General features: G+C 73.0%; 11 protein-coding genes. 2 read left to right on the top strand and 9 right to left on the bottom strand.

Annotated elements, in window-relative coordinates; translation table 11 throughout:
- Positions 1-8 precede the first annotated feature (8 nt).
- From ACZ56V_RS23200 to ACZ56V_RS23170, 7 genes are all read right to left on the bottom strand, one after another.
- Positions 9-2,297: a glycoside hydrolase family 3 N-terminal domain-containing protein gene (locus ACZ56V_RS23200; protein ID WP_468944825.1), complete on the bottom strand. Its 2,289-nt coding sequence runs from the start codon at positions 2,295-2,297 to the stop codon at positions 9-11.
- Positions 2,294-4,228 carry a glycoside hydrolase 5 family protein gene (locus ACZ56V_RS23195; protein ID WP_468944822.1) on the bottom strand — a complete coding sequence of 645 codons (1,935 nt, stop codon included), beginning with the start codon at positions 4,226-4,228 and terminating at the stop codon, positions 2,294-2,296. Before ACZ56V_RS23195 ends, ACZ56V_RS23200 begins: the two co-directional genes overlap by 4 nt.
- 67 nt (positions 4,229-4,295) lie before the next feature.
- Entirely contained in the window at positions 4,296-5,339 is a 1,044-nt protein-coding gene (locus ACZ56V_RS23190) for a LacI family DNA-binding transcriptional regulator (protein WP_398908821.1), read from the bottom strand.
- Positions 5,336-6,163 carry a carbohydrate ABC transporter permease gene (locus ACZ56V_RS23185; protein ID WP_333750223.1) on the bottom strand — a complete coding sequence of 276 codons (828 nt, stop codon included), beginning with the start codon at positions 6,161-6,163 and terminating at the stop codon, positions 5,336-5,338. The genes ACZ56V_RS23190 and ACZ56V_RS23185 overlap by 4 nt, the downstream gene beginning before the upstream one ends.
- A gap of 14 nt (positions 6,164-6,177) precedes the next feature.
- Positions 6,178-7,119: a carbohydrate ABC transporter permease gene (locus ACZ56V_RS23180; protein WP_356366872.1), complete on the bottom strand. Its 942-nt coding sequence runs from the start codon at positions 7,117-7,119 to the stop codon at positions 6,178-6,180.
- Positions 7,120-7,201: 82 nt separating this feature from the next.
- Entirely contained in the window at positions 7,202-8,491 is a 1,290-nt protein-coding gene (locus ACZ56V_RS23175) for an ABC transporter substrate-binding protein (RefSeq protein WP_467380155.1), read from the bottom strand.
- 142 nt (positions 8,492-8,633) lie between these two features.
- Positions 8,634-9,533 carry an NAD-dependent protein deacetylase gene (locus tag ACZ56V_RS23170; RefSeq protein ID WP_468944817.1) on the bottom strand — a complete coding sequence of 300 codons (900 nt, stop codon included), beginning with the start codon at positions 9,531-9,533 and terminating at the stop codon, positions 8,634-8,636.
- Between the two features lie 335 nt (positions 9,534-9,868).
- Between ACZ56V_RS23170 and ACZ56V_RS23165 the strand changes: the two genes are divergently transcribed.
- Positions 9,869-10,729: a PP2C family protein-serine/threonine phosphatase gene (locus tag ACZ56V_RS23165; RefSeq protein ID WP_467380158.1), complete on the top strand. Its 861-nt coding sequence runs from the start codon at positions 9,869-9,871 to the stop codon at positions 10,727-10,729.
- Positions 10,730-10,749: 20 nt separating this feature from the next.
- Positions 10,750-11,721 carry an MASE1 domain-containing protein gene (locus tag ACZ56V_RS23160; protein ID WP_468944813.1) on the top strand — a complete coding sequence of 324 codons (972 nt, stop codon included), beginning with the start codon at positions 10,750-10,752 and terminating at the stop codon, positions 11,719-11,721.
- A gap of 46 nt (positions 11,722-11,767) precedes the next feature.
- On the opposite strand, the gene ACZ56V_RS23155 is transcribed toward ACZ56V_RS23160, so the two are convergent.
- The gene (locus tag ACZ56V_RS23155; RefSeq protein ID WP_468944810.1) at positions 11,768-13,234 is read right to left on the bottom strand and encodes an MFS transporter; all 1,467 of its coding nucleotides are present in this window, start codon (positions 13,232-13,234) and stop codon (positions 11,768-11,770) included.
- Positions 13,235-13,249: 15 nt separating this feature from the next.
- A complete protein-coding gene (locus tag ACZ56V_RS23150; protein WP_467380164.1) occupies positions 13,250-13,696 on the bottom strand; it encodes a MarR family winged helix-turn-helix transcriptional regulator in 447 nt (148 codons plus the stop codon).
- Between the last annotated feature and the right edge of the window lie 65 nt (positions 13,697-13,761).

Below are 13,761 nucleotides of genomic sequence, written 5' to 3'. Positions count from 1 at the left end.
AGGCTAGCCTAAGTTGCCTTCGATTCCGAGCCGGTGATCTCGAGGCGGGCGCCCGTCGTCCGGTCGGAGGACGGGCCCGTCTCCAGCTCGACCACCCCCGGCTCCACGGCGAGCCGGAGGTCGCGCCCCACCGAGGCCAGCGTGTCCGGGCCCACCTCGAAGACCGCCTCGGCCTCGTCGCCGGGCGCGATGCCCAGGCGGACGAAGCCCCGCAGCTCGCGCACCCGCGGCCAGGACGTGCCCCCGGACAGCCGGCGCACGTACAGCTGCACCGTCTCCTCGGCCGGCCGGGCCCCGGTGTTGCGGACCGTGACCCGGCAGGTCAGACGCGGTGCGTCCGCACCGACCCGGGAGCGCGACAGCCTCGGCACCCCGTACGCGACGCTCGTGTACGACAGGCCGTGCCCGAAGGCATGACGCGGACCGGCGCTCTGGTCGACGTAACCGCGGTAGCGGTGGTCCTTGCCGTTGTAGTGGACGGGCAGTTGGGCGGCCGACCGGGGCACGGAGACCGGCAGTCTGCCGCGGGGCTCGGCGTCGCCGAACAGCACCTCGGCCACGGCACGCCCGCCCCGCGGCCCCGGGTACCAGACGCTCAGCACCGCCGCCGCGGGCGCGTCCACCTCGGGCAGGGCGTGCGGGCGGCCCTGGACCAGCACCACCACGACCGGGGTCCCGGTCGCCGACACCGCGGCCAGCAGGGCCCGTTGCGCGGGCGGCAGCGCAAGGTCCGCCAGGTCGACCCCCTCGCCGCAGGTCATGCCGGACGGCGTTCCGGCACCCGTGACGGCGGCCCCGTTCGCGTCGAAGACCGTGTCCGCGGAGCGGGCACTGGAGCCGCCCAGTACCAGTACGGCCACGTCGGAGCCGGCCGCCAGACCGACGGCCGCCGGCACGTCCGACACCTCGTCACCCACCAGGCCGCACCCCCGCCCGTGCACCACCTCGGTACCGGGCGCGACCGCCGCACGGATGCCCTCCAGGACGGTGATCCCCACGCCGGGCCGCTGCGGCGCCGTGTAGTCGCCGATCTGCTGGGACAGCGAGTCGGCGTTCGGGCCGAGAACCGCGATCCGCCGCGCCGCACGGGACAGCGGGAGCACGCCGCCCTCGTGGGCGAGCAGGGTCACCGACGCACGGGCGAGGCGCTCGCCCAGCTCGGCCGGGTCCGGCAGACCCGCGGCCTCGGACCGGGCCGGCGGCAGGGGCTGTTCGAACAGGCCCAGGCGGAACTTCAGCGCGAGGACCCGTGCCACCGAGGCGTCCAGCGCCGACTCGGACACCAGCCCGCGTTCCACCGCCTCGCCCAGCCGGGTGAAGGAGTCGTCCCACAGACTCAGATCGCATCCCGCGTTCAGGGCCAGCGCGCCCGCCGACACCGGATCGCCGGTCAGCCGCACCAGCCGGTCCACCGCGGTGCCGTCCGCCATGACGACGCCCTCGAACCCCCACTCCGTGCGGAGCAGGTCGGTCAGCAGGTACCGGTTCGCGGCGCAGGGCAGCCCGTCGAACTCGTTGTAGGCGGCCATCACCCCGGCCGCTCCCGCCGCCACCCCGGCCCGGGCCGCCGCCAGATGCACCTCGTGCAGTTCCCGCGGTCCCAGCTCCGTCGCCGCGCTGTTGCGGCCGCCGACCGTGGCACCCTGCCCGGCGAAGTGCTTGAGGACCACGGCCACCCCCGCCCGCCGCGCGCCCTCGACGAGCGCCCCGGTCATCCGCGCGGCGAGGTACGGGTCCTCGGCGAAGCACTCCTCGCTGCGCCCCCAGCGCGGATCACGCACCAGGTCGAGTGCCGACACCAGCGCGATGTGCGCGCCCCGCGCGCGGAGTTCGGCGGCCGCACCGGCCACCGCGTCCGCGTACAGCTCCGGGTCCCAGGTGGCGCCGACCGCGAGGTTGACCGGGAGGACCGTGCCGTCCAGCGCCTGGTGGCCGTGCGGCATCTCCTCCACCAGCAGGACGGGGATGCCCAGCCGGCTGTGGTCCATGACGTACCGCTGCACCGCCGCCGCCGTGCGCGCCCCGTCCCGGGCGTCGAGGCCGTCGGCGAAGCCGACGCCGGACCAGGCGTCGGCCCGCTGGAGCCCGTACAGCGCGCCCATGCCGTCGAAGGCGGCCACCTCCGCGCGGAAGGCGTCGGTGAGGCGGTGCCCCTCCCCGGCGCGTTCGTAGGCGTCCCAGCCGTACATGCGCTGGTTGAGCTGGCCGACCTTCTCCGCGAGGGTCATGCGGCCCAGCAGGTCGCGGACGCGGTCCGGCACCGGCGCGGCGGGATCACGGTAACGGGGCGGGGTCATCGCAGCTCCAGCACCACTACGCCGTACGCCTCCAGCGCCACGTCCTCCACCGGGGTGCCGTCGGCCAGGTCGTGCAGCGTCCCCTCGGCGGCCGGACGGACCACGAGCCGCTGCGGACTCTGGCTGACCAGCCACACGAAGCGGCGGCCGTCGGCGTGGACGAGGACGTCCGCCGACACATGCGGATCGGCGACCGTGACGGGCCGCCGCACGCCCGCCACCTGCGCCAGGGCGGCGTAGAGACGCTGCGTGACATCGGGGTTGACGCGTGCCGTGCGGGCCGCCATGTGCTCCAGCGGATAGGTGGCCAGCACCGTCCGGCCCACCCCCGTCTCATGGACGATCAGGGCCGGCCGCCCGTGGGCGTCCACCGCGACGACCCGGCCCGCACGCGGTACGACGGGCAGATAGGCGCGGCTGTCCTCGTTCCCCGCGACCGGGAAACGCAGCACCTCGCCGGGCCGCAGGTCGCCGAAGTCCTCGGTGAACGTCATCTCCAGCACGTCGTCCTCGATCGGCTCGGCGACGCCGTACGACAGTTGCAGCTCCACGCCGAAGAGGCCGTCGAGGTCGTCGAACCAGGGGCCGCGGGTGGCCGGGTGTTCGCCGGAGCAGAAGGACAGGTACACGGTGGCGCCCTCGGCGGCCCGGCGGGCCAGCTCCCTGCGGGTGCGGGTGGTGAGCTGCCGGGTGGCGGGGAGCAGGTAGAGCGACGCCTCGCCCGGCAGTCCGTCGGCCTCACGGGTCAGGGCCACCGGCAGGTCGGCGGCGCGCGCGGTGACGTAACCCTGGTGCAGGGACGTGAAGATGAGCGGCCGGTCGGCCGGGCGGCTGTAGGGATAACCCCGTTCGAGGAAGGCGGGCACCACCAGGGCGGCGTCCGCGTCCGTGCGGGAGCAGCGCCAGAAGTCCACCGCCTTCAGCACCTCCGCGAAGGCGGCCAGTTCCCGCAGCGGCTCCTTGGGCGCTCCGGCGGAGTCGGTGATGCCGAAGTGCATCTCGAAGGGGTGGTGGTCGTAGGGGGACCGGTCCCACAGGTCGTCGTAGTCGGTGTTGTTCCAGGCGAGCCAGCCGGTCGCCCCGCCCAGCAGCGAGTTGTGCAGGGTCTGCCGGTAGAAGATCCCCGCGTTGGCGGCCGAGACCGTGTCGGTGGACAGCCCGAACTCCTCCAGCACGACGGGCTGTCCGGTCACCGCGGCCAGCTCGCACTCGAAGGCGGCACGGTAGTGCTGCCGCGGCCGGTCGGTGTCCGAGCGGTACACGTGCGGGCCCACGAAGTCGACGTACTCGGCCGTCTCCCGCAGCGAGAAGCCGTTGTCGCGGCCGGTGACCTCGATGCCCCACGCCCCGTCGCCCAGCGACACCGGCTGCGTCGCCCCCGTCGCCCGCACCGCGTTGCACATCGCCTGCGCCCACGCGGTCACCACGTCCGAGGACGGCGGGTCGACCTGGTAGATCCGCCCGTACCCGGGCATCTCGTTGGTGATCAGCCAGCCCGTGACCGCCGGGTGGTCCTTGAAACGCCGCGCCATGCGGGAGACGAACCACGCCTGGCGTCCGACCATCCACACGTCCTCGTACAGGTCACGGTTGCCGCGCCAGGCGGGGTCCCAGTTCTCGCCGGACATGTGGCCGACGATGAAGGTGGGTATCGTCCCCATGCCCGTCTCCGTGTGCGCGTCGAGGAAGTCCTCGAAGCGCGCGCACAGTTCGTCGTCGACGCGGTCGGGCTCCGGGTGGAAGTCCGGCCAGTAGAAGAAGGACCGGGTGGTGTTGAGGCCGTGGTCGGCGAGCACGCGGAGTTCCTCGCGGACGGTCTTCGGGTCGTAGTTCCGCCACATCAGCGGGCCGCCGGTGCGGGACCAGAAGTTGGCGCCGAGCCAGGGCAGTACGTCGGTCTGGTGGGTGAGCTGGGCGCTGTGGCGTCGCATGGTCCTTCTCGGGTGGTGGGGGTGCGGTGGGTGCGTGGCCGCGGTGTGCCGCGGCCCGGGGTGGTGGTCAGGTGAGGGCGGGCCCCGTGGACTCGCGTACGACCAGGCGGGGCCGTTCGGCGAGGGCGGTGTCCTCGACCTCCTCGCCGCACAGGGCGAGGAGCATGCGCGCGGCGGCCGCGCCCACCCGCTGCACCTGCTGGTCGACCGTGGTCAGCCGCGGGTGGAGCCAGGAACCGAGCGGCAGGTTGTCGTAGCCGACGACGGACACGTCCCGGGGCACGACCAGCCCGGCGCGCTGCGCGGTGCCGATGCCGCAGACCGCCATCGAGTCGTTGGCGTACACGATCGCCGTGGGGCGGTCGGCGGAGTCGAGGAGCGCCTCGGTGGCGCCGACGGCGCGCCGTTCGCTGAAGTCGGTGGGCAGCACCGCGAACGGGCGCAGCCCCGCCTCGCGCAGGGCGCCCTCGAAGGCCGCCCGGCGCACGCGGGTGTGCTGGAGTTCGGGCGGCCCGCTGACGTAGGCGACGCGCCGGTGGCCGAGGCCCAGCAGGTGCGTGACGGCCTCGGCGATCCCCGCGCCCTGGTCGCGCAGTCCGACGCGTGGGACGACGGCCGTGTCGTCGGGCGAACCGAGCAGTACGGCGGGCAGTCCGAGGCGGGCGAGCAGCGCGGGCCGGGCGTCGTCGTCGCGGGCGTCGGTGAGCACGGCGCCGTCCACCCGGCCCTCGGCCGCGAGCCGCTCGTACAGCGCGTTCTCCTCGCGGTGACCGCTGACCAGGTGCAGCAGCAGACCGTAGCCGCGCGGCGCCAGCTCGCCCTCTATGCCGGTGATCAGCTCACTGAAGTGCGGGTCGGAGCCCAGCACGTCCGTGGGGCGCCGCACCACCAGGGCGAGACTGCGGGTGCGTGCGTTGCGCAGCGCCGCGGCGGAGGCACTGGGCGACCAGCCCAGCTCCAGCGCGGTGTCGAGGATGCGGCGGCGGGTCGCCTCGGAGAGCCGGCCCTTGTTGTTGAAGGCCTGGGACACGGCGGCCGTCGACACCCCGGCCGCCGCCGCGACCGCCTTGATGGTGGGCCGGCGTCCCGACCGCTCGGCGGAGACGCTCACATCTTCACCGCCCCGCTGACCAGGGCCTGCTGCATGCGCCTCTGGAGCAGGGTGTAGACGAGCCACACCGGCACCAGGGTGAGCACCGTACCCGCCGTGAGCACGCCGTAGTCCGTGCCGGTGATCGACTTCAGCGTGGGCAGGGCCACCTGGACCGTGCGCTGCGCCGGGTCGGGGCCGATGATGACCAGCGAGTACAGGTACTCGTTCCAGAAGGTCAGGAAGTTCAGCAGCAGCACGGTGGCGATGCCCGGCAGGCACATCGGCGTGTACACGTGCCGCAGCACCGCGAAGGTGGACGCCCCGTCCAGCCGGGCGGCCTCCTCCATCTCCGGCGGGATGGTGCGCATGAACTGCACCAGGATCACCACCGACAGCGGCAGCGCCGTCGCGGGCAGGAACAGCACCATGAAGATCCGGGTGTGGAACAGCCCGGTGGCCGCCGCCAGGAGGAAGGTGGGGAAGAGCGCCGCGAACGTCGGGATCAGGAAGCCCAGCGAGAAGACCTTCTCGACCACGCCCGCCAGCCGCCCCGTCGAACGCGCCAGCGCGAACGAGGCCGGGATCGCCAGCAGCAGCGTGAGCGCCAGCGAGAACACCGTCACCAGCGCCGAGTTGACGACCGCCAGCCCGAGGTCCGCGCTCTCGAACGCGGTGCGGAAGTTGCCGAGCCCCAGGGAGGACGGCGGGGCGAAGGGGTGCGCGAAGATCTCGTCGTTCGACTTGAACGCCGAGGCGAGGAAGTAGTACAGCGGGACGACGAGCAGCACCGCGTACGTCCACACCAGGATGTGGGCCGGGAGCCAGCGCTTGCCGAGCTTCATCAGTGCTGCTCCGATCAGTAGTTCTGGCGGAAGACACGGCGGATCGTCAGCAGCCCGACGAGTCCGACGAGGAAGAGGAGGACGCCGACGGTCTGGCTGTAGCCGAGGTCGGCGGCGATGAACGCCTTCTGGTAGACGAGGAACGACAGCGTGGTGGACGACGTGCCGGGACCGCCCTGGGTGAGCAGCAGCACGTGCTGCGCGGAGCCGAACAGCGTCCACAGGAACTGCAGCATCGTCACCACGCCGACGTAGTCACGGATGACGGGGAAGTGGACCGACCACATCGTCCGCCAGTGCCCCGCCCCGTCCAGCTGCGCGGCCTCCCCCAGCTCGTCCGGCACACTGCCCAGCCGCGCGGCGAACAGTACGGCGGTGAAGCCGATGCCGGCCCAGATGTCCAGGGCGATCAGACACGCCAGGGCCGTGGACGGCGACGCCAGCCAGGCGTCGGCGAGGGAGCCGAGGCCGACGCTCTCCAGCCCGCCGTTGAGCAGGCCGTCCGGTGACAGGGCCGCGTAGAAGACCATCGCCTTCGCGGGGGTCGAGATCAGCCCCGGGATGAAGAGCAGGTACCGGATGACCCGGTGACCGGGCGGCCGCTGGGCCACGTAGTACCCCAGCATGTACGCGCAGACGATCATCACCGGGACGGCGACGGCCAGTTGCACGGCGGTGTTGCGGACCGCGTCCCAGAACACCGGGTCGTCCAGCACCACCCGGGCGTTGTCGAGACCGGCGAAGGAGACCGGCTGGAGCATGCCCGGCCAGCGCAGGGCCGCGATCACGAAGATGGCGAGCAGCGGCCCGACCATGAACACCAGGTACCACACCAGCGCGGGCACCGCGAGGACGGTGCCGCCCTGCCGGGGCCGGCGCGCGGCCGGGGCGGGGGAGGCGGGCGGGGCGGACCGCGGGGCCGCGCTCCCGTCCGGCGTCGTGGTGAGCGTCGTCATGCGGTGACTCCCGGAGAACGGGTGGAACGGGGGAGGGGGACGAGGGGGAACCGGACGGTGCAGCCGGGGGTGTCCGGGCGGCTCATGCGGACCGGTACGCGGACTCGAGGGCGGCGCGCACCCGGGCCGGGCTGGTGCCCCGGGTGAACGACGTGCTGGTCGCGGTGATCAGCGGCTGCGCGGCGGCGGGCGGCACGTACACGTCGGGCAGCAGGACCTGGCTCACCTCGGAGCCGAGCCGCTGGGCCGCCCCGACCAGCGGGAAGCCGGTGGAGACGGCGTCCGTGCGCAGGGCCATGTCCCGGCCGCTCTCCGTCACGAACCGCGCCACGATGTCCGGGCGGTACATGAACCGCAGGAACTTCTCGACGTGCTCGATCTTGCGGACGCCGTTGGGGCTGATCCAGAAGCCGATGAGGGTGTAGGCGCGGATGACGGTGGGACCGTCGTGCGCCGCCCCGTCGGCCAGCGGCCAGCCCCCGACCTCCGTGTGCCGGGCCACCTTCTCGGGCACCTTGGCCAGGGCGGAGGACATCGCCGACTGCACGGCCGCCTCCTCGGTGTTGAACTGCGTGGTCATCGAGTCGGAGGTGAGGCCCTGGGCCTTGTCCGCGAACACACCGGCGTCCCGCAGGTGCGTGAAGTACTCGATGCCCAGGCGCGCGCCGCGCCCGCCGAAGTCGCCGGTGGTGTAGACGTGCCGGGCCTCGTCCTGGGAGAGGAAGGTCTGGATGATCTGCGCCAGCAGCTTCTGGCCGGTCCAGTCGTTGCCGCCCACCGTCACCGGGGCGAGCCCCTTGGCGCGCAGCTTGCGGGCGGCGGCGATCAGCTGGTCCCCGGTGGTGGGGATCGCGTCGACGCCGGCCCGGTCGAGCAGGGCGCGGTTGTAGGCCACGGGCCAGTTCGTGGCGAAGTAGGGGAAGGCCCTGACCCGGCCCTCGTCGTCGGTCCAGTCGGCCAGCGCGGCGGGCAGGACGCGCCCGCGCAGCCCCCAGTCGTCGAGGTAGGGCTTGACGTCGACGGTCGCGCCGACGTCCGTCCAGGCCAGCGTCTTGTCGTAGAGGTTGACCATCACGACGTCGGCCTCCTTGCGGGCCAGTCGTGAGGTCTCGTAGACCTGGGCGAGGTCGTCGCCGTTGACGAGGTTCTTGACCTTCACCCCCGGGTTCTCCTCGCGGAAGCGGTCCACGGCCGCGAGGTACGTGGGGGAGCCCGGTGCGGTGGTGCCGAGCTGCGTGTGGACGACGAGGGTGTCCGGGTCGGAGTCCGCCGACGCCAACGACGAGCAGCCGGACAGAGCGGGCAGGGCAGCGGCCGCGGCCAGACCGGAACCGGCGGCGAGCAGTTCGCGCCGCGTCAGCGATGAGCGCACAGGGGTGGTCTCCAACCAAGCGGTTAACGATTGGTTAATCGATGTACCTCGTGAGGTGCGAGGACTTTATGGAGTGCGGGGACCACGGTCAAGGGGGTGGCGCGGGGAGATTCCGCTCCCCGGCGGGACGCGGGTTGCCTGGTCAGGCCGTCGCCGCGGCCTCTACGGAGACGCCGAGCCGGTCGGCCACGGCCGTCAGGGCCGGTCCCAGCGGGAGCGCGACCCGGGTGACGGCCAGCCGGTCGCCGCGGGTGGCGTCGCGGTTGACGATCAGGACCGGCTTGCCCGCGTCGGCTGCCTGGCGGACGAAGCGGAGCCCGGACATCACCGTCAGCGAGGAGCCGAGGACCAGCAGCGAGGAGGCCGCGCGCACCAGCTCGCGGCAGTGCTCGACGCGCTCGGGCGGCACGTTCTCGCCGAAGAACACCACGTCCGGTTTGAGGATGCCGCCGCAGACCGTGCAGGGCACCACCCGGAAGTCCCCGACCTGCTCGTCGGTGAGGTCGGCGTCGCCGTCCGGGTTGATGCCGGCGGCCACCGGCGCGAAGCCCGCGTTGGCCTCCTCCAGGCGCCGGGCGAGTTCGCGGCGGGGGCTGAGGTCGCCGCAGGTCAGGCAGAGGACCCGGTCCAGGCTGCCGTGGAGCTCCACGACGCCCTCGCTGCCCGCGGCCTGGTGCAGTCCGTCGACGTTCTGGGTGATCACGCCGGTGAGCAGACCGTGCCGCCCGAACGCCGCCACCGACCGGTGTCCCGCGTTGGGGCGGGCCCGGCCGAAGGTGCGCCAGCCGAGGTGGCTGCGCGCCCAGTACCGGCGGCGGGCCTCGGGCGAGCCGGTGAAGTCCTGGTAGGTCATCGGCGTGTGCCGGCTCAGGCTCCCGCCCTCGCCCCGGTAGTCGGGGATGCCCGACTCCGTCGAGATGCCCGCCCCGCTGAGCACCAGCACACCCCCGGCGCGCAGCGCCTCGGCGACGGGCGCCAGGTCCGTGGTGCCCGGCGGCAGGTCCGCTCCCGGGGTCCAGCTCAAAGTGGGCCGCATGCGCATGCGGCAAGGGTACGGAACCCGCCGCGCTTTCCGGCGGGGCGGGGCGCGCCCGTGGGGCCGTGCTGCCCGGCGGGACGTATCCGTGGCCGCTCGCATCCGGGCCGCCGCGTTCCCCGGCGTGGTGCGCACCACCCGTCACCCGCTGCCACGGCGCCGCGCTTCCCGGCGTGGCGGCAGGGCCCGCCCGCCGGTCATCCGCGCCGTGCCTGTCGCGCAGCCTTCCGTCGCCGCCCCCGAAGGCTCCCGCATGACCTTTTCCGTCCCGGGTGACAGACTTGCACTGTCCAGGGGGCCGAGAGGCTCCTGCCGGGAGGCGGCCTGGCGGGGAGTGGTTCATGTTCCGCAAGCGTCCCGCACCTGACGGTGAAGAGCTGCTCGCCCGGCTGGCCTCGCTGACCACACAGGCGAGGGAGCTCGCCGAGCTGCGGCGGTCGCAGGTGGAGCTGGCGATCGCCCTGCAGCGCGACATGCTCCCCGCGGACCTGCCCGCCGTACCCGGCATCCACCTGGCCGCGTGCTACTCACCCGCGTACGCCGGACTCAATGTGGGCGGCGACTGGTACGACGCCTTCACCCTCCCCGACGGCCGTATCGGCCTCTCCGTCGGAGACGTCCAGGGGCACGCCATCGACGCGGCGGCCTTCATGGGCCAGGTCCGGGTCGGCCTGCGGGCGCTCGCGTCGGTGACCAGCGAACCCGGTGACCTCCTCGCGTGCACGAACGAACTGGTCCTCTCCCTCAACAAGGACCTGTTCGCCACCTGCACGTTCATGCGCTACGACCCGGCGACCGGCCTGCTGGAGAGCGCCCGGGCCGGCCACGTCCCCTGCGTCCGGGCCACGGCGGACGGCAGGGCGGAGGTCTGCCGGGACGAGGGCGGACCTCCGCTGGGCGTCCTGGAGGGCACCGACTACCCGGTGACCCGGTACCGGCTCGGCACCGGCGGGGTGTTCGTCCTGGTCACGGACGGTGTGGTGGAGGGGCCGTCGCTGAGCGTGGACGACGGCCTGGAACGGGTCGTGCGGCTGGCGAGCCTCGCCGCCGCCGTCGGCATGGAGGCGCACGCGCTGGCGGCCGCCGTGCTCAAGAACGCCGAGCTGATCGGACACGAGGACGACGCGGCCGTGCTCGTCGTCGGCCATGACGGGCGGGGCGTTACGCCGGAGGGTGGGACGGTGCGCCTCTCACCTCGCTGACCCGGCCGCACCGGTGTCTGATGGCTGCTGTGGTGGGTATCCGTGCATGGCCGCGACCGGTCGTCCTCGCCTGCGCGACGCTGCTCCTCGCCGGCTGCTACTACGCGGCGGGGCGGCTCGGGCTGTCGCAGCAGCTGACCGCCGACGGTTCGGTCGTCACGCCCATCTGGCCGCCCAGCGGCCTCGCGTTGGCCTGTCTCCTCCTGTTCGGGCCGTGGTGCGTGCCCGGCATCGCCCTGGGCGCGCTGCTGGTCATGCTCTCCCTGGGAACCTTCGGGGCCGAGGGCGTCGGCATCATGGCCGGCAACACCGTCGCCCCCGTCTGCGCCTGGCTGATGCTGCGCGCGGTGGGGTTCCGCGTGAGCCTGAGCCGCCTGCGCGACGGACTGGCCCTCGTCTTCCTGGGGGCGCTGACCGCGATGCTGATCAGCTCGGGAACGGGCGTCGGCATGCTCGTGCTGTCGGACAAGCTCCCCACCGACCACCTCGGGATCGTCTGGCTGGCCTGGTGGGTCGGCGACGCCATGGGTGTCGTCCTCGTCACCCCGCTGCTGCTCCTGCTGTACCGCGCTCGCCTGCCGCCCCCGTCCGTGCGCTGGACCGAGGCCGTCGGGCTCACCGTGGTCGTGTGCGCCGTGGTCCCGCTGATCATGTACAGCTCGGTCAGCCTGCTGTTCCTGGGCTTTCCGATCCTGATCTGGTCGGCCCTGCGCTTCCAGCTGGCGGGCGGCATCCCCTGCGCCCTGTTCATGTCGGTGACGGCCACCGTCGTGGCCCGGCAGGAGGCCGGCTCCTTCGGCAGGCTGACCGACATCGAGACGATGATGAGACTCCAGGCGTTCAACGGGAGCCTGGGGCTGACCGCTCTCCTGCTCTCCGCCGTGATCAGCGAACAGCTCAACACCAGACGATCGGTGGAGCGCGCCTGCCACGAACTGGTCGAGGCGCTGCAGCACCTGAACGCGGGCGGCTCCGGCAACCCGGGGCCCTGAGGACGGGCATCGGAAGGCGGAGTCCTCGATGTTCCCTCGGGGGCGCTCAGACCGATGCCCGCGTGCCCGCCCCCGCCGCTCGGCCGAGTGTGCGGTCGAAGAGCGTGAGCAGCAGGTAGAGCACGCCGGCGCCGAGCATCACCCAGGCCAGCCGGTGCAGACCGCCGGTGTCCGCGTGCTGTCCGAAGGAGGCGGCGGTCGCGGAGGAAGCCACCATCGAGCCGATGTAGGCGAAGGTGCGCAGCAGCCCGGCCGAGGACGCGGTGCGCTCCGGATCGGCCTGGAAGTACACGGAGTTCTGCAGGGCCAGGTTGTTGAGGCCCTGCGGGACGCCGAAGATCAGCGCGACCAGCAGCAGCATCCACAGCGGGCTGTCCGCGCCCAGCGTGAGGATCACCAGGCACGCGGCGATCTGGCCGACCGCGCCGAGCAGCAGCTTCCCCCGGACGCCCGTGCTGCGCCCCGACACGATCGAGACCCCTATAGCCAGCAGGAACATGGGTATCTGGGCCAGGCCGGCGTGGAAGGGAGACAGCCCGAAGCCCTCCTCGGTCCACTGGGTGAAGCCGTAGAGGAAGCAGTACGCGACGACGTAGGCCACGAGGGCCCGGCCGTAGGTGGCCAGCAGGGGAGTGTTGCCGCCGAGCACCCGCAGGTCGATGAAGGGGGTGGCGGTCCGCAGCTCCCGCACCGCGAACGCCGCCCCGGCGGCGGCCGAGAGCGCGAGCAGGTACCAGTCGAGCAGGTGCAGGTTCATCAGGAAGAGCAGCAGTGAGACGAGCATCGCCGCGAACAGTGCCATGCCGGGCAGGTCGAGGCGGGCGGCCAGGTTCCCGCGCCGCGCGGGCCCGTTCGCGGGGTCCGCGGTGGGTTCCTCCGTGGGCTCCGCGGTGGGTTCCTCCGTTGGCTTCGCCTTGGGCAGCCGCAGCAGCCCCAGCAGCACGGCCGCGACGGCCAGGGGCACGTTCAGCGCGAAGGTGGCGCGCCAGCCGCCCACCGCGATCAGCAGGCCGCCCAGGAGCGGGCCGACGACGGCGATGGTCTGGTTGGCCACCGCCAGTGCGGTGAGCACCCCGCCGGGGCTGTCCCGTCCGGTGCGCTCGGCCTCGCTGCGCACCAGGGCCATCGCCGCGGGATAGCCCGCGCAGGTGCCGAACCCGAGCAGGACCCGCGCGCCGATCAGGACGCCCAGGCCGGGCGCGAGGGCGCCCACGACGCCCGCGACACCGACGAGGCCGGTACTGAGGAGGAAGAGCCGGCGCGGCCCGAAGACGTCGATGAGCCGGCCGACGACCGGTTGCCCGAGCGACGTGGCCAGGTAGAGGGCGGAGACGAGCCAGGCGGTCTGCGAGGCCGGTGCGCCCAGGGCCCTGCCGATCGGGACGAGGGCGACCGCGATGATCGTCGAGTTGATCGGGTTGAGCACCGAACCCAGCAGCATCGGCGGCAGCAGTCTGCGGTCGAAGCCGGGCTTCCCGGTGCCGACCCGCGGGCCCGCCTTCGCGTCAGTCACTGCCCTGCCTCCGCGTCAGTCACGGTTCAGCCGCTCCAGCACGGCCATGGCCGCGATCACGGTCCTGCGCTCCTCCTCGGTGCACCGGTCCTGCAACCGTTCGGCGAGCCATTCCGTGCGGGCCTGCCGCCCCTCCTCCACGCGACGGACGCCCTCCGCGGTCAGCGTGATGAGCAGCCGCCGTCCGTCGTCCGGGTCGGGTTGCCGCTCCACCAGTCCCATGGAGGCGAGCGCGGTGACCGTCGCCGTCATCGACTGGTGCCTGACCCCTTCGGTCGCGGCGAGTTCGCTGGCCGTGACGCCCCCCTGGTCGGACAGCCGGGCCAGCACCGAGGCCTGGCCCAGGGTGAGATCCTCGACCTCGGAGGCCTTGAGGATGCGCCGGCGCAGCCGGCTGATGACCGCCCGGACCTCCCGCGAGGCCCGGACTGCCGAGGGGGAGAGGCTCTCGTTCTCGCTCATGCCCCCAGACTAGGCTTCACAGGATGAGCTGTACAGGTTGAACTGTACAGCTGACTCCGTGTCGC

The sequence above is a fragment of the Streptomyces sp. NPDC034099 genome (assembly GCF_055575415.1).
The sequence above is the reverse complement of the archived record's forward strand: the minus strand, read 5'-3'. Positions and strand labels throughout refer to the sequence as shown.

Bases quoted from the DNA above. Each gene is read 5' to 3' on its own strand.
- ACZ56V_RS23185 (WP_333750223.1), bottom strand. From the start codon at position 6,163: ATGAAGCTCGGCAAGCGCTGGCTCCCGGCCCACATCCTGGTGTGGACG.
- ACZ56V_RS23180 (WP_356366872.1), bottom strand. From the start codon at position 7,119: ATGACGACGCTCACCACGACGCCGGACGGGAGCGCGGCCCCGCGGTCC.
- ACZ56V_RS23170 (WP_468944817.1), bottom strand. From the start codon at position 9,533: ATGCGCATGCGGCCCACTTTGAGCTGGACCCCGGGAGCGGACCTGCCG.
- ACZ56V_RS23200 (WP_468944825.1), bottom strand. From the start codon at position 2,297: ATGACCCCGCCCCGTTACCGTGATCCCGCCGCGCCGGTGCCGGACCGC.
- ACZ56V_RS23150 (WP_467380164.1), bottom strand. From the start codon at position 13,696: ATGAGCGAGAACGAGAGCCTCTCCCCCTCGGCAGTCCGGGCCTCGCGG.
- ACZ56V_RS23160 (WP_468944813.1), top strand. From the start codon at position 10,750: ATGGCTGCTGTGGTGGGTATCCGTGCATGGCCGCGACCGGTCGTCCTC.
- ACZ56V_RS23165 (WP_467380158.1), top strand. From the start codon at position 9,869: ATGTTCCGCAAGCGTCCCGCACCTGACGGTGAAGAGCTGCTCGCCCGG.
- ACZ56V_RS23195 (WP_468944822.1), bottom strand. From the start codon at position 4,228: ATGCGACGCCACAGCGCCCAGCTCACCCACCAGACCGACGTACTGCCC.